An 18,942-nucleotide genomic window follows, 5' to 3' on the forward strand; every position below is an offset into this window, starting at 1 on the left:
ATTATTATGAAAGTAAGAGCTTCGGTAAAAAAAATGTGTAAGGACTGCAAGGTTATTCGACGTAGCCGAAAAGTCCAGATTGTCTGTAAAAATCCACGACACCGACAGCGTCAAGGTTAAATTTATGGCAGCTCGTATTGCAGGAATTACATTACCAAATAACAAACGCGTTGAAGTAGGCCTAACCTACATTTTTGGCATTGGCGAAACCACCAGTAAAAGAATTCTCGCTGAAACCAAAGTCAACCCAGATACTCGCGTCAAAGATCTAACCGACGCCGAAGTTGGTAAACTCCGCGACCTGATTGAAAAACAGCTTAAAGTTGAAGGCGAATTAAAGCGCGAAGTCTTAATGAATATTAAACGATTAAAAGAAATTGACAGCTACCGCGGTTCACGCCATTCCAAGCATTTGCCAGCGCGCGGTCAGCGGACTAAGACTAATAACCGAACTGTTCGCGGTAATGTCCGAAGAACGATGGGATCAGGTAAGAAACCGCCGGCCCAGAAGACTTAATATATTTTTATGATGGAAGATATCAAAAAAACTACTGCTCCAAAAGCTGAATCAGCCGAAACTGTTGCCGAACCGGAAAGTTTGGCCAAAGAATCAGCTGCTAAAGCCGTTAAGGGCAAAAAGAAAGCTAAAGCCCAGGTTGTTTCCGGCCGCGTTTACATTCAGGCGACCTACAACAACACCGTTGTGACTTTTACCGATGCCAACGGCAATGCTTTAACTCAGTATTCCGCCGGTCAGGCTGGTTTTCGTGGACCAAAAAAATCCACCCCTTATGCTGCCGGTATCATCATCCAAAAGGCTTCCGAAAAATTGCAGGCTTACGGTTTGAAAGAAGTTTCCGTTTTTGTTAAAGGCGTTGGCGGCGGCCGCGAAGCAGCGATCCGCGCTTTAAATGCCAACGGTATCAACGTTTTAAGTATTAAGGACGTCACACCGATTCCTCATAACGGTTGTCGGCCAAAGAAACCACGACGCGTTTAATATATGGCTAAAATTCCTAAACTTAAAGTTAATAAGGCTTCCCGACGCTATGGCGTCAATTTAAGCCAGTCTGAAAAATCAGTCTTAGTTAAGCGTAACTATGCACCGGGTATCCACGGTCCAAAACGCCGCAACCGACCTTCTGAATATTCCAATCAGCTGCGCGAAAAGCAGATTGCCCGTATTACCTACGGCATTATGGAACGCCAGTTCGCCAAATATTATAAAGAGGCAATGCGTCTCAAAGGCGACAGCGGTGAAAACTTGCAACGCCTACTGGAACAGCGGCTTGATAACGTGGTCTACCGCTCTGGTTTTGCCAAAACCCGCCGTCAGGCCCGGCAGATGGTCAATCACGGCTTTTTCTTTGTCAACGGTAAAAAAGTAAATATTCCGTCATTCCAGGTTAAAGCCAAAGATGAAATCACCATTAAAGACAGCAAAGCTGATTCAAAACTATTTACCGATTTAGAAAAGAAACTTGAAAAATATCAAACCCCAGCTTGGCTGCACTTGGATCTAAAAAAACGTTTAATCAAAGTGGTTAGCGCTCCAACCAGTCAGGAAATTGAGCATACCTTTAACCCACGACTAATCATTGAGTATTATTCAAGATAATTAATCCCATTTTGGGAGGGAAACACTATGGAAAACATCCCCTTACCATCAAAAGTAGAGATTACCCCCGGTGATGAAAAGAACACCGCTACGGTTAGTATTCAGCCATGTCACCCGGGCTTTGGCACCACGATCGGCAATGCCTTACGCCGCGTTTTATTGTCATCATTGCCTGGTGGCGCCGTGACCGCTTTTAAAATTAAAGGCGTCAGCCATGAGTTTTCCGCAATTGACAATGTCTTAGAAGATGTTGTTGAAATTTCCCTCAACCTAAAACAGTTGCGCTTGCGAGTTAACTCAACCGAACCGGTCAGACTACACTTGCACGCCAAAGGCGAAAAGAAAGTCACTGCCAAAGACATTGAACCAAATGCTGATGTTGACGTAATTAACACTGATTTATTAATTGCCACCTTAACCAGCAAGACCGCTGAAATTGATATGGAAATTGTTGTTTCCCAGGGTCGTGGCTACGTGCCAAGTGAAACTCGCGAAAAGGAAAACACCGAAACCGACATGATCGTCATTGATTCAATTTTCACGCCGATCCGAAATGTCGGCATTCGCGTAGAAAACATCCGCGTCGGACAAATGACTAACTACGAAAATTTAATTTTAGAAATTGAAACTGACGGCTCAATCAGTCCGGAAGAAGCCGTTGCTCAGTCAACCCAAGTTTTACTTTCTCACTTCAATTTTATTGCTGACAACACCAAGCTTGGCGAAGTCAAAGTCAAAAAAGTCAAAGCCGAAAAGTCTGAAGATGATGAAGCTGAAGTTGAAGAAAAAAAAGAAAAGAAAGCTAAGAAAGAATCCAAGAAAAAAGAAGATAAGTAATTATGAGACACGCTAAAAAAGGTAAAATTTTAGACCGCAAAAAAGCGCCGCGCGAAGCGATGATGCGTAGTCTGGCAACCAGCATGATTTTGTATGAAAAAATCCGCACCACCAGCGCCAAAGCTAAGGTGTTAAAACCAATGGTTGAAAAATTGATTACCACCTCAAAGAAAAACACCCTTGCCAGTCGCCGCCAGCTTTTGGAAGTACTGTACCACAAAAAAGCAGTCAGTAAGGCTCTGGAAGTTTTAGGCCCGCGCTACAAAGACCGCAAAGGCGGCTACACTCGCATTATTAAAATCGGTCCACGCAAAGGGGACGGTGCTGAAATGGTTCAAATTGAATTTGTCTAAATTTATGGAAACTAAAAAGACTACCACAACGAAAAAAGTGACTAAAAAGGCCGTCAAACCGGGCGTTGTCAGAAATATTCACGAAATTGACGCCACCGACCAAATCTTGGGCCGCCTTGCCACCAGAATTGCCGTTTTATTGCGCGGTAAAAACAAAGCCACCTACTTGCCACATATTGACGGCGGCGAATTTGTGGTGGTTACCAATGCTTCCAAAATCAAAACCTCCGGCAAAAAAATCCAGACTAAAGTGTACCACCGCTATTCTGGCTACCCGGGCGGTATTAAAACTACTAAATTGAGTGATCTATTGGCCAACAACGCTTCCAAAATGTTGCGCGATACTGTTTACCACATGTTGCCAAAAAACCGCACCCGCGAGAAAATGATTAAACGTTTGAAAATTTCTAATTAGTGTATGACTACTAAAGCCAAAAAAGAAGAAAAAATTGAAAAGGAAGTCGCGACCAAGCGCGTTCGCCACACCTATTTGTATGCCACTGGCCGCCGCAAAAAGGCGATTGCCCGCGTTCGGCTCTACAAGAAAGGCGAAGGCAAAATTACTGTCAACGAACGCGATTTTAAAAACTATTTCCCAACCACTGAACTACAAAAAATTGTTACTGATCCATTACAGGCTGTTGGCAAACTAACCGAATTTGACATCACCATTAAAGTTGCCGGTGGTGGCCCAGTCGGCCAAGCCGTTGCCGTTCGCCACGGTATTGCCCGGGTCCTGACTGTTTTTGAAGCGGATTTACGAAAAATCATTAAACCCCACGGTTACTTAAAGCGAGATCCACGCCGCAAAGAACGAAAGAAACCGGGTCTTAAGCGAGCACGACGTGCTCCACAATGGGCTAAACGTTAAACTTCCAAACCCCGACGATTTGTCGGGGTTTTTGTTTAATCTATAATAAAAGAGCTGATCTTTTGGCAGAAAATACTCCATAAACTATAGGATTTATTTTTTCTTAATGGTAAAATTTTAGCTTTACCTAGCTTTTATTCAGTTATTAATTGAGGTCTGAGTTTTGCTAGTATTAAATTAATTAAATTGTAAACTGCTGTCAAAAAAGGTAAAATAGTAATTATTGTGTTATCTAGTGTTAAAGTTAAAAAAAATTAATTATGGTAAGCGAGAGTAATAAAAAAGTAGAAAAAAGTAAAGAGAAAAAGGGTATTTATAACCCTAAAAATAGTGTTAATGATTTAACTGGTTCTGAGTGGACCTTTGCTACAAAATCAGTCATCAATAAACCTTTCCCGGTAAACATGCAGCATAAATTAAGATCACAGCATGGTGGACAAAAACCACCTGAGCTTTGTGCCGACTTGATTAAGACTTTTACCAAGAAGGGTCAGACTGTATTGGACCCTCTTGCTGGAGTAGGTGGTACTCTCTTGGGGGCATCTCTTTGTCAAAGAAAGGCTAAAGGAATTGAGATAAATTCTAAATGGAAAAAAATATACGAAAAAGTTTGTAAGTTAGAAAATTTACCAGTTCAAGAAATGATTGTAGGCGATGCAAAAAAGGAGCTGTCTAAGATCAAAAATGAAAGTATAGATTTTATTTTAACAGACGTGCCATACTGGAATATGGATAAACTTGCTAAAACTAGAAGTAAAAATGCAAGAAGTTCAAAATTATCAAAGTTTAATAAAGAGTCAGATCAATCCAAGGAAGAGTGGCTAGAGGATATGGGCTTAATATTTGAGAAATGTTTAGGGCCCCTAAAAGATAAAGGTTATATGGCCGTTTTTATAGGTGATATATATAGAGAGAAACAGTACCATATTTTATCAGCTGAACTAGCAAATAAAATTTCGGAATTAGGTTTTATCTTGAAAGCAAATTTAATTTGGCAAGATAATAGTAAATCATTACATGTATATGGTTATCCGCATGCATTTATACCGTCCATGATTCATCAAAATATTTTAATATTTCGTAAAGAACCAAGTTAGATATGAGTCTTACTGTTTTATCCAACAAAGAAATCAGCAAATACAATCCTAGTTGTTTTGTTATATATTCAGATAATATTCTTGAAAGTACAAATGTTTTAGATACTTTAGCGACAAAAAACGAGTTGATTGATTTAGTTGGGGTTAGCTTTGAACCTAATGATCAGCCGATCTATTTGTATTCTTCAAAAGATAAAAAAATTAATTTCTGCATTAAAGTCGCAGGGAGATATGAGAATTGGGATTTACCAGATAAAGTAAAATCAGTTATTAGTTTTATTGATAAGCCAGATTTTATTATAGTAAATGCTGAAACGGATAAAGAAGTTTTCGTGGGTGAGACAACAGGAACTGCTAACGTTGGTAATTCGCAATGGCAACGAGAAGGAAGGAAAATATCAGCAGCAGTGAAAAAAATTCCTATGGTGTATCAAACTTACTATTCAGGTACCGATAGATCAAAAGTCAGTCAGGATTTATTGGATTCTAAAGATGGTTTGGGGCAGGTTAGAGAGGCGTCTTCTTTGCAAGTTATTAATCACTTGGTTTATTCTTTAAGGTATAGATGCCCTTCCTTTGTAATTTATTTTCCAAATTCTGAGTATGATTCTAAGATCGGGTTTGATAGGGATAATGAGGGCAGAATATTATTTAATCACTATATTACTTCTTGCTTGCTATGTGAAATATCTGATTCATATAAAGTAAAAAGAAAAGAGTTAGAGTTGAGAATTTATGAACACATGCTTAGTTATATCTTAGAAAGTGTTAAGTCTCGTTCAAAAACTATATCAAGAATTGATAAGGACTTCCCAGTGGAACCCATGCATGGAATTTTGAAAGAAAAAGGGCAAGAATTTATTAAATTTTTGGTTGACTATATTAATCGTGATAAAAATCTTGATAGTAAGTATAATCTAGTGGATTGGAAATTAGATTCTTTTTTGCCTTGGAGCCATAGATACAAAAATACGCCTTTATTAAAGTTTTTATCTGATAATTCTTTGCCAATGCTCTCTTATTTGCCTACTGCGACTAAAGTTGGGATTGCTCAAGATACTAAAAAATTAATAGAACTATTAAGTAAGTTTTATAAAAGTGATGCTAAGAAAATTCAAAGTAAACTAAATGCAAATTTACCAACCCTGATTATTCCTACTTTAATGTTTCAGAAAAAGGGGAATAGCTTTATCTATAAGGTTGACCCAGGGACTGGAGAATTGACCGCTTTTTCCGAATTATTTGCCTATAGTTCTGAAGATAAAAAACAGATGAATATTTTAGTTTATGTTCATGTTCCTGGTCCAGAAAAATTTAGCGACAAAACTAAGTTGTTTAAGGCTTTTAGAAGGTATGCTGATTGTTTGATTATTAATGATAAAGTTTATGAAATTTGAAGATATTGCTAAGTTAAGTCCAAATAAGTTTACCGAAGAGTGCGCCCTTATCTCTGTTTATTTTACTATGAATAGAATTAAGGGGGACTGGTTTTTGAATTACATAAATGCACCAGGAGGTGCTTGGCAAGAGTTGAAAATCTTGAAAGATGACATTGAAAAAAGATTTTACATGGGTAAGATTCAAAAAAGACCAGACCTTGTAATGCAAAAAGATTCTGATGAATCAGTTTTTTATCTTGCTGAAGCAAAAGAATTTTTTAGATTAATAATGCAGGAGCGGGAGAAAATTGATTTAAGTCTTAAGTCGATATATTCAAGAATTAATAAATTATCACCTAAAAAATCAGTTCCTGTGTATTCTTATATTATTGGTATTGACACTACTGGTCTTAAGGGAGAATATTTAGATGATGCTGTTGATGCTGAAATAAATTATATAAAAAAATCAATCGAGAAGTTGCCAACTATTGAAGGTGGTAGAGTTTGCATGTTAGTTTATTGGAAAGATAATAAGACCACTTATTCTTTAATTTTTTCAAATGATTTTTCAAAGAAAGTAGCTGATATTTTTAGGGGAGTATTTTTATGAAGTATATAGGTAATAAAAATAGATTACTTAATTTTATCGATAGTGTTATTCAGAAAGAAAAGGTCCCTAAAAAAGGAACCTTTATTGATATATTTACAGGTACTACTAATGTGGCTCAGTTTTATAAAAAAAAGGGATATAAAATCATAAGTAATGATTTTATGACCTACTCTTATGCTTTTCAAAAAACTTACATAGAAAATAATTCATACCCAGATTTTAATAAGCTACTAAAAGAGTTAGGTATAAAGCCTGTGAAAAAATTATTAGCCACTAAAGATGGATCTTTGGAGGCCGTTATTGATTATCTTAATGGTTTGGATGGTAGTGAGGGATATTTTTTTGAAAACTATGCACCTGGTGGTAAACACGGCAGACGTTTTTTTTCTGACGAAAATGCTAAAAGAGTTGACAGTATTCGTGATACTATTGATGTTTGGCATAAAAAAAAGTTATTACAAGATTCTGAATATTACATATTGCTTTCTTCTCTAATTGATGCAACTGATTTTGTTGCCAATATGTCCGGGACGTATGGAGCTTACTTAAAGATTTGGAGATCAATGGCCCTTAAGAAGCTCACATTAAAAGTGCCAAATTTAATAGAAAGTAAACTTAATCATAAAGTATATCAAGAAGATTCAAATCTTTTAATAAGAAAAATTAAAGGTGACATATTATATATTGATCCGCCTTATAATTCTAGACAATATGCTCCTAATTTCCATGTTTTAGAAAGCTTGGCAGTTTGGGATAAAGCATCATTACGAGGTAAGACAGGGTTGAGACCATATGATCATCAAAAATCAAGATATTCTCAGAAAAATAACTGTGAAGAAGCTTTAGCGGATCTTATTGAGAATTCTGATGTTAACTATATTTTAATGAGCTACAATAATGAGGGTATTATTCCGGAAGATTTTATTAAAAAAGTTTTAAGAAGTCGAGGTGCTGTTAAGGTATATAAGTATGACTATAAAAGATTCAGAACAGAAAGAGACCATGAAAAAAGAAAGTATAAAGTCCCAGATGATAAGGTTACAGAATATATATATTTTGTTAAAGTGAAATAGTACCGACAGATAAAAAGATATAAGTTATAATATTCTATTCTAATAAGGGATATTAGGTTGTGTACTTGCTAGCCTTCGCTAAATATTGCCATTGTTTAACCTCTATAATAAGCTGATTCCAATAATTTCTAATTAGGGCTGCCAAAGAAGATTTATCTAACTAATAAGTATTTTGATATAATTTGAATATGATTAAAATCACATACTTCGTTCATGGGACGACAACCGATAACGAAAACGACATTGCGACTGGCTGGGAAGCAGGGGAGTTGTCCGAGCTTGGAATCCAACAATCAAAAGATTTAACCGCACAAATTGGCAACCAGCAATTTGATGCGGTTTTTTGTTCCGACCTTAAACGCGCGGTTGATTCCGCCCGCCTCACTTTTGGCGACGATTATCAAATCATTACTGACGAACGTTTGCGCGAATGTAACTACGGTGACTTCAACGGCAAACCGGATTCATTTAAATCAGACCCAAAACAATTTATCGAACAAGCTTTCCCAAACGGCGAAAGTTACACCGATGTTGAAACGCGTGTTAAAAATTTCCTCGACTTTCTCAAAAAAGATTACGATGGTAAACACATTGCGATTGTCGCTCACCAAGCGCCGCAACTCGCGCTCGAAGTTTTACTCGGCGGTAAAACTTGGCCGCAGGCAATCGACCAGGACTGGCGTCATACTAAAACTTGGCAACCCGGCTGGAAATATGTTTTAAAGTATTGACAAAATTGAAAAAATAGCATATTGTCATAACAACGTAGCGCCCAAGATAGGGCGTTTTATGTTAACTTAGATCTTTGACTCAACCAAAGGAGTAAGGCCATGTCAGACCGAAACAAGTATTCATTAGCGCTCGAATACTCTGATCTGATTGGCATTGCTTTCTATAGCAATTCTAATCGGACAGCATATCGAGCTGCTATTGCCTTGGGCTGGAGTGAGGCTCAGGCAAAAAGCTGTCGCGCTTTAAGTGCTACCATTACAGACTGTGACACTGAACGATTTTTTGCTCTCATCAATGAAGAATGGGACGATATTTTTGCCGAAGATGACATTTGCCTGTGTGAGTGCCATCTCGGTTCCTACGAGTTCAACGACTTTCTCGATCCCTACGAAATCGATGACTGCGATTGTTGTGATGGTGAATGGTGTTTTCATCGAGCCCATGAGTTTGATGAAGATTGCCCGCTTTGTCACGACGATGATGACGACGACGATGATGACGACGACGATGATGACGACGACGACGATGATGACGACGACGATGATGACGACGATGATGACGACGATGATGATGACGACGACGAAAAGGACGAGAGTTGTATTATTAGTCGCTGCACATGCAGACCAAATACACCTACGTCAGTTTCGGCCTGCTCAGACCCGTACTGCATCAATAACCCTAAGCAAGATCCTCCTGAGGGAATGATGGTTATCTACCCTTACAATCAGCACGCCGGCAATGACAAACCACCAAGCATCGAAATCATTGAGGGGACTCAACTGACAAAATCCGACAAGCCTCAAAGAGAACCTGACATCATTGATGGCATCTTAGTGCTTGGCACCATTATTGCTGCCCCAGTAATTATTGGAGCAGCGATGATAGACGATATCGTCAATGGCCCTAAACGGGAACAAGAACAGGCGAGACTCGCAAAACAGGCAAGACTGCAAGAAGCCAGACGTCTTGAAAATGAAAGGAGACAAAAAGAGAAAGAAGAAAGAGAAAACGAACTAAGAGAGGCTGAACAAGAGGGCCGAGATGTCTGCTGGGACTGTCAGACTATCGAACCAGAACGTCGCAGCTGTGGTTGCTGCAAAAACTGCGTTGACGAATGTTCTTGTTGTGGTAGTTGTGGTTGCTCTGTCGTTCTTTATGCTGGTTGTTGCTCCAGCTGTGACTGATCTTGTAATAAATTTACAAGATCTTTTTATTTACCAACTGACTGAAAATATATGGTAGAATAGATATATGATTAGAAAATTTTGGAATCGTAAACACGAAGGCTATCGCAAAGAACATAACTGGGCTAAAGAAAAACCAATCTTTGCCGAATTGTGCGCCAAAAACTATTTCCCAAAAACCGGCAAACTACTTGAAATCGGCTGCGGACAGGGCAGAGACGCCGCCTTTTTTGCGGGCCTGGGCTATACTGTTACGGCAACAGACATTTCCGACCAAGCAATCAAATACGCCAAAGAGCTTTCCGATAAAGTTAAGTTCATCCAACTAGACACCGCCGAAGGCCTGCCGTTTGAAGACGCCAGTTTTGATGTTGTCTATTCTTATCTTGCACTTCATTATTTTGACCACGAAACTACCAAAGCTATTTTTACGGAAATTCATCGCGTCCTAAAACCGGGCGGCATTTTTGCTACCGTCACCAACACCGTTGATGATCCGGAATACCACGAACCGGGCTGGATCAAACTGGAAGATAACTTCTACCGCGCTCCCGACGGCTTAACCAAGCGTTACTTTTCGCTAGAGTATATGCAAGGGTTGACTGCCGGCCTGTTTGAAACGGTACTGCTTGATAACCAAGGCGAAAGTTACCAAAACGGTGCCCAAACCCTCATTCAATTTGTCGGTAAAAAACTAAAATAAAAATATGATGAAAGGCAAACCAACCAAAACGATTGACGCGTATATCAAAACTTTTCCAAAAAATGTTCAAGCAACTTTAAAAAAACTCAAAAGTGAAATTAAACTTATCGCGCCAAAAGCCGAAGAAACGATCAACTACGGCATTCCAACGTTTAAACTCAACGGCAATTTAGTCCATTTTGCCGCCTATAAAACTCATATCGGTTTTTACCCCGGCTCATTTGCGATTAAGAAGTTCGCCGCCGATCTGGCAAAATACGAGGTTGCCAAAGGCACAGTCCGTTTTCCGCTGGATAAACCACTGCCGCTTAGCCTAATCAAAAAAATTGTCAGGTTCAGGGTAAGTCAAAATACTAAAAAGCATAATTCTTAAAAAAGAACCATATGAAAAAAATAAATCCGGTCCTGCACTGGCTGCCAAGGCTTCTCAGCCTCGGCTTTGTGCTGTTTTTGTCTTTATTCTCGCTTGACGTTTTTAATGAATATCAAGGCTGGCAAACTTTGCTTGCGTTTTTAATCCATTCATTGCCGTCGTTAGTGGTGTTAGTTGCCGTGATTATAGCCTGGAAGTATGATTTATTCGGCGCAATTATCTTTTTTGGTTTTGCGGTTGCTTATGTTTTAATGGCGGGGTTTGACAAACCCTGGTCCTGGTACGCCACGATTTCTGGCCCAACCCTTCTGATCAGCATTTTATTTTTGGCAAATTTCATGATTAAAAAAATGCCCGACCAATTTAAAAACCTCAAATAGAAAACAGCAAGATTTTAATTATGAACCGATCAATAATTCTCGCTTCAACCTCACCGCGACGTAAACAGCTTCTCACCGAAGCTGGTTTGGTTTTTGAAATTGCCGAAAGTAATTATGAAGAAGACTTAACCTTACCGCTCAAACCAGAAGACCTAGCACTTGAACTTTCACGCGGCAAGGCCCAGGCCGTTGCTAAATTATACCCTGACGCCATTATCATTGCCGCCGACACCATGGTGGTTTACGAAAACCAAATCCTTGGCAAGCCGCACACTGCCACCACCGCCAAAGCGATGCTTAGCATGCTTAACGGCAGGAAAAATTTAGTTATCACTGGTTTCACCGTGATTGATACTAAAACTAACCGGATTGTTTCCAAAGCCGTTACCTCAACAGTCTATTTTAAACAGCTTACGCCTAAACAAATTGCTGAATATGTTGCGACTGGCGAACCGCTGGACAAAGCCGGCGCCTACGCCGTCCAAGGTCATGGCAGCGCTTTAATTGAAAAAATTGAAGGCGACCGTTTGAACATTGTTGGGCTGCCCATGAACGACTTATTATCTGTTCTTAAAGATTTTGGCGTGGTGGTTAAAAAATAAAAAGCCCGTTCGATTTACTCTACTAGGGCAGTGGCTTGGGACTATGTCCGGCCAAAGGTTTGTTGGGGAAACGTCAGGAGCGTCTTGCACTCCGGGCACTTCATCGTGCTCCCACTTTGGTCCTCAAGGACCAGCTCAAAACACTGGCCGCAAAATGCGGCGCCGCACTTTGGGCAATTGAAATCATCATTGCCTTCAGGCGCGTGGCATCTTGGACACTCGCGCTTGGGCGCAAGAACTGCTTCAACGATCGGCTCGTCCTTCATCGTCAACACCTCCTTTCCATCTTGGACTTCAAAAATTACCATATTATAGACATAAAGTCAAGGTAATGCCCTATCTATTAATCAAAAACTCTGCTAAGATATAGGTGCAATTTAGTCTTTAAAATAACAAACGTATGGGAAAATTTAATCGAGGTGACCGGTCGTCAGGGGGCAGAAGAGATTTTGGCGGCGGCGGACGAAGACCTGAGCGGTCTGCAATGTTTCAGGCAACTTGTAGTGAATGTGGTAAAAATTGTGAAGTCCCGTTTAAACCAAGTGGCGACCGCCCGGTGCTGTGTGATGACTGTTTTGCCAAAAGCCGGGGCAACCGATCTGATCGCAATGATCGCGGTCCACGTGATTTCAATCGTGAAAAAACCATGTACGTTGCCGTTTGCGACAACTGCGGCGACAAATGCGAAGTCCCTTTCCGTCCAACCAGCGGTAAGCCGGTATATTGCAGCAAATGTTTTGACCAAATGGGTGGCGGTTCTGACCGAGGTAGAGGATCTGATCGCGGTCGGGGCGGCGACCGAGGTAACCGTGGCGGCGGTTCTGATCAGTTAAGTCAGCAAATCTCAGCTCTAAACGTCAAGCTTGATAAAATCTTAGACGCGCTAACCAGAACTTCAGCTACCTCAAAAGTCGGGGAAGAAAAACCAGCTAAAGTCAAAAAAACAACTACTCAACCAAAGAAAGAAGCTTCAGCTAAAAAGTCTAAGGTAACTACAAAAAAGGCTCCCACTAAAAAGAAAAAATAATTTATTACAAAAAACAGCGCCAACTTCTCGGCGCTGTTTTTTTAATTTAAAAAAAAGACCCTGTTATTAAGCCCGGGTCAAAGGCATTGATGATTAATGATCTTTTCGTATGACTTGATGCATCGCCTCCGCGAATGCAACCAAACCAGAAGCGTCACGGAGAACTCTCTGTTCTTCCTCAGCCGACGTCACGACGGCTTTCTCGGCCTTAATGCCTTGAAATACCGCGTCACAGACGGGACAACGAGCCGTATCATCATCCGGACTTGGCCGAAGATTTACACCCTGCCAGCCGCAATCGCAAACTAACATCCCAGAATCCTCCTCCCTTAGTCGAGAAAGTAAATCTTCACATAGTCACGTTTCTGGTCGGGACCGCAGGGGACAACGCGCCACCACGGTTTCAGGTTATTGGTCTGGTCTACCATGCCTCGATCCAAAGCCTCCGGCGTGATATCCAGCGCCAAAACACCGCCGTTGCGCGGCCAGGTCACCCAAATAATGAAGTTGGTCCGGTCGTGGGAAAGCGCCCGGGCTTCACGGCTAACGACGGTCGTTTCAATATACGACGACCCTTCGCCAAAATAAAGCTGGACTACTTGGCCGACTTTCGGAATCAAGGGTGACCACTTATCAAACCGTTTCTTTTCCTCGCTGCCCATGGGCAAAATCTCCTGTTATTGGACCAAAAAAACGGAACCTTAAATAATACCATAATAAACAAAAAAAGTCAATCCTTCTTCTAATTCAAACTTATCCACAGAAAACCTATTGACAGGGTAATGGTGTTTAGATAAAGTATAAGTATAACTGAACAGCTGAACACTTATTTAAAACCATATGCCAAAAATTAACCTCTTAACTAAAAAAGAACAGGTAGTGCTCCAGGCGATTAAAGACTATATTGCCAATAACGCCACTGCGCCGTCAGTCCGCCAAATCCTAGACTTGGTTAATCAAGCTGGACTCAATGTTAAAAGTGTCGGCAGCATTTTCACCTATTTAAAATCACTCACCACCAAAGGCTATATCAAACGAAATAACGACAAAGAAATCAGCCTAGTTGATAAAAACGAACAAAGTTTCATCAACATCCCAATCCTGGGAACGGCCAACGCCGGCAGCCCGACATTCTTTGCCGAAGAAAACGTTGAAGGAACTTTAAAAGTTTCGAAACGCTTAATCCGCGACGATCGCATCTTTGCCATTAAAGTTTCGGGAACCTCTATGAACAAATCCTGGATCAATGGTAAAAACGTTAATAACGGCGATTATATCCTAGTTGACCCAGATTACAACGATTATCACGATAACGACAAAGTCTTAGTCGTCATCGACGGAGTTGCCACCATTAAAACCTTCAAAAAAATTGACAACCAAACCATTGGGCTATTTCCTGAATCAACTGACAAGCATCACCAACCAATTTATCTGACGCCAGAAGATAACTTCATCATTAATGGCCGAGTCGTAGACGTCTTTAAATCATTCACTCCGACATTCGCTTAAATAATCCATTTAAATAAAAAATAATAGAAAAAAATATGAAAAAATTATCACAAGTTATCCGCCGCCTGGAAAAAAAGAATCGGGGAGACTATCTGGTTTTCATGAAAAAGGGATTAGCCTGGAAATACTACCGGGAGCAGCAACTAGTATTAAGCGCCCGACGCAGCGGAATCTAACAATAAAACAACTTAGGATCTTAAGACCAAAAATCGAGTTTCTCCCTTAACTCGATTTTTGGTTTGACTTATTAGAAAAAAGCTTTTACTATTTACCTACACTAACTTGAACCTTTTTTTCGAAAGCGTGGGGCCGGCGCGCACCTGACACCAACACACACATCCTCCCAAACTACCCACCCACGCTTTCACCCCCATTTTTGCCCTTTGTGCACCCCGCCAGCCGCCCTGGCCCCAAGGGGAGAAAGAGTCTTTCAATAAAGCGAGCTGCAAACCCCGACAGCAAACTTTGAGGAACTCTTTCTCCCTCTTTTATTTGGCAAAAGCTGAAAAATTTGAGAAAATTAAAACAATGAAACGCTCCAGTATCACTCATTTATTAATTATTTTGTTTGCCACTGCCATCGCCGGGGCAGTGCCGTTTTTATTTTTAGAAGATTTATCAAAGAATTTTGGTCCGGTTTCTGAACTTCAAACCAATGTTGCTGCGGCAATCAATACCGCCGTTGCCCAAACCGATAAAATCATTCATGCTCCTGCGCCACTGATCAACAACCAACCTTCAACCGATGGTTCAAACCTCACCACTACCGGCATCCTGAAATGGACGAATACTCATCGCCAGGAACAAGGAGTCTTACCACTTAAGCTCAACGTCACTTTAAATCAAGCAGCCACCGCCAAACTTGAAGATATGTTTGCCAACCAATATTTTGAGCACATTTCACCAGAGGGACTCGGTCCCGATCACTGGGTTGACCAAAGCGGCTATGAATATATCAGTATCGGCGAAAACCTGGCCTTAGGCAGCTACGACGGTGATCAAGATCTGGTGGCTGCCTGGATGAACAGCCCGGGACACCGAGAAAACATCTTAAATCAAAGCTTCCAAGAAATCGGCATCGCAGCTAAAAAGGGGATCTATCAGGGCGCAGAAACCTGGCTTGCCGTCCAAGTTTTTGCCAAACCGCTTTCCAGTTGTCCGCAGGTTGATCAGACTCTGCATACGAAAATTGAACAAAATAAAACACAACTGGCCAGTTGGGATGAACAAATTCTTGAATTGCAAGTCACCATGGAACAAAACCGTCCCAAAGGCCGGTCTAATCAAGAAGAAATTGATTACTATAACAGCCTGGTCAAACAATATAATGAGCTGGCCAAAAATTATAACACCCTAACAGACCAAACCAAAAAATTAGTTGAGCAGTATAATGCCCAAGTAGCTGCGTTTAACAGCTGTGCCGAACAATAGTGTTGATAACTTTTCAAAAACCACCAAATAGCTTAATAAAAATGCTCTTGACAGCCCTTTTTACCCACGATATAATTAAGACATAGATTGAGAGTAGATAGAAGTTTACAAGGGGATAGAGACATGAGGTTATGGGTGATAGTTTTGCATCTTTAGACAGCTAAGGGTTCAAAACCATCACCCCCAATCTCTTCTCTAAAAAACCAACCAACCAAAAAACAACAAACTCCCCCAACAACTTCCAACCCCAACCAACCCAACACTCTCAATCTTTTCTTTTACCCAAAAATAGCTTTTCTATGACTGCACCCATCAAAAAAACGGAAGCTGAATGGGAACAAGAGCTTAGTCCCGAACAGTATCGCGTGCTGCGCCAAAAGGGGACTGAAGCGCCGTTTAGCGGGAAACTGCTCCACTATAAAGAAACTGGCATCTACGCCTGCGCTGCCTGCGGCGCAGAATTGTTTTCATCAGATACTAAATTTGATTCGGGTTCCGGTTGGCCCTCATTTTCCGATGTCTTAAAAAATGAAAACTTAAAAACCGCACCCGACACTAGTCACGGTATGCACCGGCTTGAAATTATGTGCGGCCGTTGTGAAAGCCACCTCGGCCACGTTTTTGACGACGGACCGACTGCTACCGGCAAGCGCTACTGCGTCAACTCGCTTTCTCTAACATTCAAAAAGACCAAATAAGCCCCCCCATGCTGCCCAACCGGGCGGTATTTTTTTTGACCAAAAAGCCTAAACATGGGAAAATATGAATACTATTTTGTAACTTTTCATCCCATTACGACGTTATATTCACTGAGAGGTATTAAACAAATTGAAAGGATTAACTATGGAGAACCAAGAGTCTGAGATTATTGGTCGTTGCCAGGCGGGCGATTCCCAAGCCTTTGGCCTGCTCTACGACCGATACGTCAAAAAAATCTACGATTTTATTTATTATAAAACCTGGCACAAAGAAACGGCAGAAGATTTAACCAGCCAAACCTTTTTTAAGGCCTTAAATAAAATTAAAGATTTTAATGTGAATAAAGGCACCTTTCAAGCCTGGATTTACCAGATTGCCCGAAATACTGTTATTGATCACTACCGTTCCAGCAAGGCCGAATTGGCAATTGAGGATGTCTGGGGATTATCGGACGAGTCCGATATTGAACGCGATGTTGATACTGCCGCCAAGCTAGCCCAGGTTGAACAATATTTGCAAAAATTAAAACCACAGCAACGAGATATTATTATCTTGCGGTTGTGGGAAAATAAAACATATCAAGAAATCAGCGAAATTACCGGATTAAGCCTAACAAACTGCAAAGTCACTTTTTCCCGCGTGATGTCGAAACTACGGGAAGACAAAGCCTTAATCGTCCTTTATTTAATAATTCTAAGCGAAAAATTACTATGGCTAACGAGATAAAAACTATTTTGGCCGAACTCTACCAGCTTGATCCGGAACTTAAAAAGTACGAGCCGGATTTGATTAGAATTGTCAGTGAGATTATCAAGGTAAAGCCAAACACTAAATTTGACAAAAAATTCGCAGCGCAGCTACGTAGTCAGCTGCTAAGCGAAACAAAAACCTCTCAATCTAATTCATTACGCGATTTATTTAATATGAAAAAACTAGCTTACGCGCTCGGTGGGGCGGTATTAGCGGCATTAGTAATGATTCCGCTACTAAAAAACCCTCAAACCGGGCAAATGTTAAACCTTAACGCTCCAACCCCGGAAGTTTTGGACATGTCATTAAAAATCAGCCGCCTTGGCAACGAAGCATTTGGCTCGCTTGTTAACCAGACCGTTGATCAGCTTGCCGCCGCTCCGCAGGCGATGGCCGACGGCACCGAGGCGACTAATGAACGGTCGCAGTCTGGTGGCGGCACCCCCGCTGCGCCGGTACCGATGGGATTTGGTGGCGGTGCGGGCGTTACTGGAGTAAGTATTGACGCCAAAATGATTGCGCCAGCAGAAGGGTTTGTCACCTATAAATATGTCTATGCCGGTGATGAACTGACACTAGACGAATCAACTGTTGACGTCTTTAAAAGGGTAAAAGGCTTAAACAACCAATCTTCATTGAATAGCTTACTGTCCGGTTTTAATCTTGGCTTACTCAACCTCGGTTCATTTGGCCAGTCAACCATTGATAACATTACCGTGACTGAAAGCGGACGTTATGGTTACATGATTAATATCCAGGCTAATGAAGGTTTTATCAGCATCAACAAAAACTGGTTAACCTGGCCGCAGGTTACCTGTACCGATCCAAACTGTGAAAACTTGCGGATTCGCGAAAGTGATATTCCGGCTGACGACGTGCTCATCAAACTGGCTAATGATTTTATTGCCAAACATAACATCAGTCTTGAAGGTTATGGCAGTCCAGAGGTTCAGACCAATTGGCGGCTTGCTTACGAGCAAACTCAAAACAAGTCAGAATATTGGTTCCCAGATACTGTTAATGTCATTTATCCTCTTGAGATCAACGGTCAGCAAGCGTATGAACAGTATGGTACCGATAAAGTCGGCTTGATCGTCAGTATCGACGTTCGCGAGAAGAAAGTTGCCGGTCTAAGCAACCTTACCAACCAAAATTACCAAAGCTCTTCCTATCAGTCCGAAACTTCCGCTGAAAAAATTCTAGCATTCGCCGAACGCGGCGGCATTAATGCCGGCTGGTGGGCTCCAGAAGACAGCAAGGTTGTAGAGGTCACTCTTGGCACCCCAACCAAAGAACTTATCAGATATTACCGCTACCAGAATAATCAAACTGAAGAACTGCTGATTCCGGCCCTCATTTTCCCGGTTACTAAACGTCCGGACAACAGCGAATACTTCTACGCCCAGAGCGTTGTCGTACCATTGGTTAGCGAGCTGCTCAACCAGGATAACGGCGGCGGGCCAATCAGAATTATGCCGGCCGGCGAACCTGCTCAAATCAAAGCTGACGAACCAGCGGCTAATCCCGGAATCCAAGAACTAAAATAAAAATTAAACTCTTACAGCCCGAAAATGCCCACTTGTTTTCGGGCTGTAACTTTTCTACTAGTTCTTGCGTATTAATTAGTGAAAGGTAACATTTGTTCTTTCCACAACTTTAGTTCTCCAAAACCTCCTTTCAGCCAAAAAGCCCGTTTTTCGGGCCTTTTTGGTAT

26 protein-coding genes are annotated in these 18,942 nt (G+C 41.1%); 25 read left to right on the top strand and 1 reads right to left on the bottom strand.

Annotated elements, in window-relative coordinates:
- The first annotated feature begins 6 nt into the window (after nucleotides 1–6).
- From rpmJ to HUU49_01920, 19 genes are all read left to right on the top strand, one after another.
- Entirely contained in the window at nucleotides 7–120 is a 114-nt protein-coding gene (rpmJ, locus tag HUU49_01830) for a 50S ribosomal protein L36 (protein ID NUM25343.1), read from the top strand.
- A 4-nt stretch (nucleotides 121–124) separates the two neighbouring features.
- The gene (gene rpsM / locus HUU49_01835; GenBank protein NUM25344.1) at nucleotides 125–517 is read left to right on the top strand and encodes a 30S ribosomal protein S13; all 393 of its coding nucleotides are present in this window, start codon (nucleotides 125–127) and stop codon (nucleotides 515–517) included.
- Between the two features lie 12 nt (nucleotides 518–529).
- The gene (gene rpsK, locus HUU49_01840) at nucleotides 530–1,000 is read left to right on the top strand and encodes a 30S ribosomal protein S11 (GenBank protein ID NUM25345.1); all 471 of its coding nucleotides are present in this window, start codon (nucleotides 530–532) and stop codon (nucleotides 998–1,000) included.
- Between the two features lie 3 nt (nucleotides 1,001–1,003).
- Nucleotides 1,004–1,618 (top strand): 30S ribosomal protein S4, encoded by a 615-nt coding sequence (gene rpsD, locus HUU49_01845; protein ID NUM25346.1) that lies wholly within the window; start codon nucleotides 1,004–1,006, stop codon nucleotides 1,616–1,618.
- Between the two features lie 27 nt (nucleotides 1,619–1,645).
- Nucleotides 1,646–2,455 (top strand): DNA-directed RNA polymerase subunit alpha, encoded by an 810-nt coding sequence (locus tag HUU49_01850; protein ID NUM25347.1) that lies wholly within the window; start codon nucleotides 1,646–1,648, stop codon nucleotides 2,453–2,455.
- A 2-nt stretch (nucleotides 2,456–2,457) separates the two neighbouring features.
- Nucleotides 2,458–2,808 (top strand): 50S ribosomal protein L17, encoded by a 351-nt coding sequence (rplQ, locus tag HUU49_01855; protein ID NUM25348.1) that lies wholly within the window; start codon nucleotides 2,458–2,460, stop codon nucleotides 2,806–2,808.
- A gap of 4 nt (nucleotides 2,809–2,812) precedes the next feature.
- The gene (gene rplM / locus HUU49_01860; protein NUM25349.1) at nucleotides 2,813–3,223 is read left to right on the top strand and encodes a 50S ribosomal protein L13; all 411 of its coding nucleotides are present in this window, start codon (nucleotides 2,813–2,815) and stop codon (nucleotides 3,221–3,223) included.
- A gap of 3 nt (nucleotides 3,224–3,226) precedes the next feature.
- Nucleotides 3,227–3,679: a 30S ribosomal protein S9 gene (gene rpsI, locus HUU49_01865; GenBank protein ID NUM25350.1), complete on the top strand. Its 453-nt coding sequence runs from the start codon at nucleotides 3,227–3,229 to the stop codon at nucleotides 3,677–3,679.
- A gap of 260 nt (nucleotides 3,680–3,939) precedes the next feature.
- On the top strand, nucleotides 3,940–4,776 hold the full coding sequence (locus HUU49_01870) for a class I SAM-dependent methyltransferase (GenBank protein ID NUM25351.1): 837 nt from the start codon (nucleotides 3,940–3,942) through the stop codon (nucleotides 4,774–4,776).
- Between the two features lie 2 nt (nucleotides 4,777–4,778).
- Nucleotides 4,779–6,173: a hypothetical protein gene (locus HUU49_01875; protein ID NUM25352.1), complete on the top strand. Its 1,395-nt coding sequence runs from the start codon at nucleotides 4,779–4,781 to the stop codon at nucleotides 6,171–6,173.
- Nucleotides 6,163–6,765 carry a hypothetical protein gene (locus HUU49_01880; GenBank protein NUM25353.1) on the top strand — a complete coding sequence of 201 codons (603 nt, stop codon included), beginning with the start codon at nucleotides 6,163–6,165 and terminating at the stop codon, nucleotides 6,763–6,765. Before HUU49_01875 ends, HUU49_01880 begins: the two co-directional genes overlap by 11 nt.
- Nucleotides 6,762–7,838, top strand: a complete 1,077-nt coding sequence (locus tag HUU49_01885; GenBank protein ID NUM25354.1) for a DNA adenine methylase — start codon at nucleotides 6,762–6,764, stop codon at nucleotides 7,836–7,838. Before HUU49_01880 ends, HUU49_01885 begins: the two co-directional genes overlap by 4 nt.
- A gap of 188 nt (nucleotides 7,839–8,026) precedes the next feature.
- Nucleotides 8,027–8,569 (top strand): histidine phosphatase family protein, encoded by a 543-nt coding sequence (locus HUU49_01890; GenBank protein NUM25355.1) that lies wholly within the window; start codon nucleotides 8,027–8,029, stop codon nucleotides 8,567–8,569.
- 99 nt (nucleotides 8,570–8,668) lie between these two features.
- Entirely contained in the window at nucleotides 8,669–9,754 is a 1,086-nt protein-coding gene (locus HUU49_01895; protein ID NUM25356.1) for a hypothetical protein, read from the top strand.
- A 67-nt stretch (nucleotides 9,755–9,821) separates the two neighbouring features.
- Nucleotides 9,822–10,457, top strand: coding sequence for a class I SAM-dependent methyltransferase (locus HUU49_01900; GenBank protein NUM25357.1), 636 nt, complete (start codon nucleotides 9,822–9,824; stop codon nucleotides 10,455–10,457).
- A 7-nt stretch (nucleotides 10,458–10,464) separates the two neighbouring features.
- Nucleotides 10,465–10,830, top strand: coding sequence for a DUF1801 domain-containing protein (locus HUU49_01905; protein NUM25358.1), 366 nt, complete (start codon nucleotides 10,465–10,467; stop codon nucleotides 10,828–10,830).
- 11 nt (nucleotides 10,831–10,841) lie between these two features.
- Nucleotides 10,842–11,210 carry a hypothetical protein gene (locus HUU49_01910; protein ID NUM25359.1) on the top strand — a complete coding sequence of 123 codons (369 nt, stop codon included), beginning with the start codon at nucleotides 10,842–10,844 and terminating at the stop codon, nucleotides 11,208–11,210.
- Between the two features lie 20 nt (nucleotides 11,211–11,230).
- Complete coding sequence (gene maf / locus HUU49_01915; GenBank protein NUM25360.1) at nucleotides 11,231–11,812, top strand: septum formation inhibitor Maf; 582 nt, start codon at nucleotides 11,231–11,233, stop codon at nucleotides 11,810–11,812.
- Nucleotides 11,813–12,296: 484 nt separating this feature from the next.
- Nucleotides 12,297–12,839: a hypothetical protein gene (locus tag HUU49_01920; GenBank protein ID NUM25361.1), complete on the top strand. Its 543-nt coding sequence runs from the start codon at nucleotides 12,297–12,299 to the stop codon at nucleotides 12,837–12,839.
- Between the two features lie 329 nt (nucleotides 12,840–13,168).
- On the opposite strand, the gene HUU49_01925 is transcribed toward HUU49_01920, so the two are convergent.
- A complete protein-coding gene (locus HUU49_01925) occupies nucleotides 13,169–13,501 on the bottom strand; it encodes a hypothetical protein (protein ID NUM25362.1) in 333 nt (110 codons plus the stop codon).
- 178 nt (nucleotides 13,502–13,679) lie between these two features.
- On the opposite strand from HUU49_01925, the gene HUU49_01930 reads away from it, so the two are divergent.
- From HUU49_01930 to HUU49_01955, 6 genes are all read left to right on the top strand, one after another.
- On the top strand, nucleotides 13,680–14,348 hold the full coding sequence (locus HUU49_01930; protein ID NUM25363.1) for a hypothetical protein: 669 nt from the start codon (nucleotides 13,680–13,682) through the stop codon (nucleotides 14,346–14,348).
- A 35-nt stretch (nucleotides 14,349–14,383) separates the two neighbouring features.
- Nucleotides 14,384–14,524, top strand: coding sequence for a hypothetical protein (locus HUU49_01935; GenBank protein ID NUM25364.1), 141 nt, complete (start codon nucleotides 14,384–14,386; stop codon nucleotides 14,522–14,524).
- A 352-nt stretch (nucleotides 14,525–14,876) separates the two neighbouring features.
- The gene (locus HUU49_01940) at nucleotides 14,877–15,779 is read left to right on the top strand and encodes a hypothetical protein (protein NUM25365.1); all 903 of its coding nucleotides are present in this window, start codon (nucleotides 14,877–14,879) and stop codon (nucleotides 15,777–15,779) included.
- A gap of 299 nt (nucleotides 15,780–16,078) precedes the next feature.
- On the top strand, nucleotides 16,079–16,477 hold the full coding sequence (msrB, locus tag HUU49_01945) for a peptide-methionine (R)-S-oxide reductase MsrB (protein NUM25366.1): 399 nt from the start codon (nucleotides 16,079–16,081) through the stop codon (nucleotides 16,475–16,477).
- 145 nt (nucleotides 16,478–16,622) lie between these two features.
- Nucleotides 16,623–17,204 carry an RNA polymerase sigma factor gene (locus tag HUU49_01950; GenBank protein ID NUM25367.1) on the top strand — a complete coding sequence of 194 codons (582 nt, stop codon included), beginning with the start codon at nucleotides 16,623–16,625 and terminating at the stop codon, nucleotides 17,202–17,204.
- The gene (locus HUU49_01955; GenBank protein ID NUM25368.1) at nucleotides 17,189–18,775 is read left to right on the top strand and encodes a hypothetical protein; all 1,587 of its coding nucleotides are present in this window, start codon (nucleotides 17,189–17,191) and stop codon (nucleotides 18,773–18,775) included. The genes HUU49_01950 and HUU49_01955 overlap by 16 nt, the downstream gene beginning before the upstream one ends.
- Nucleotides 18,776–18,942: the final 167 nt, after the last annotated feature.

The organism is Candidatus Buchananbacteria bacterium (assembly GCA_013359225.1).
In the GTDB taxonomy this organism is placed as follows: Bacteria; Patescibacteriota; Patescibacteriia; order Buchananbacterales; family UBA6539; genus JABWCG01.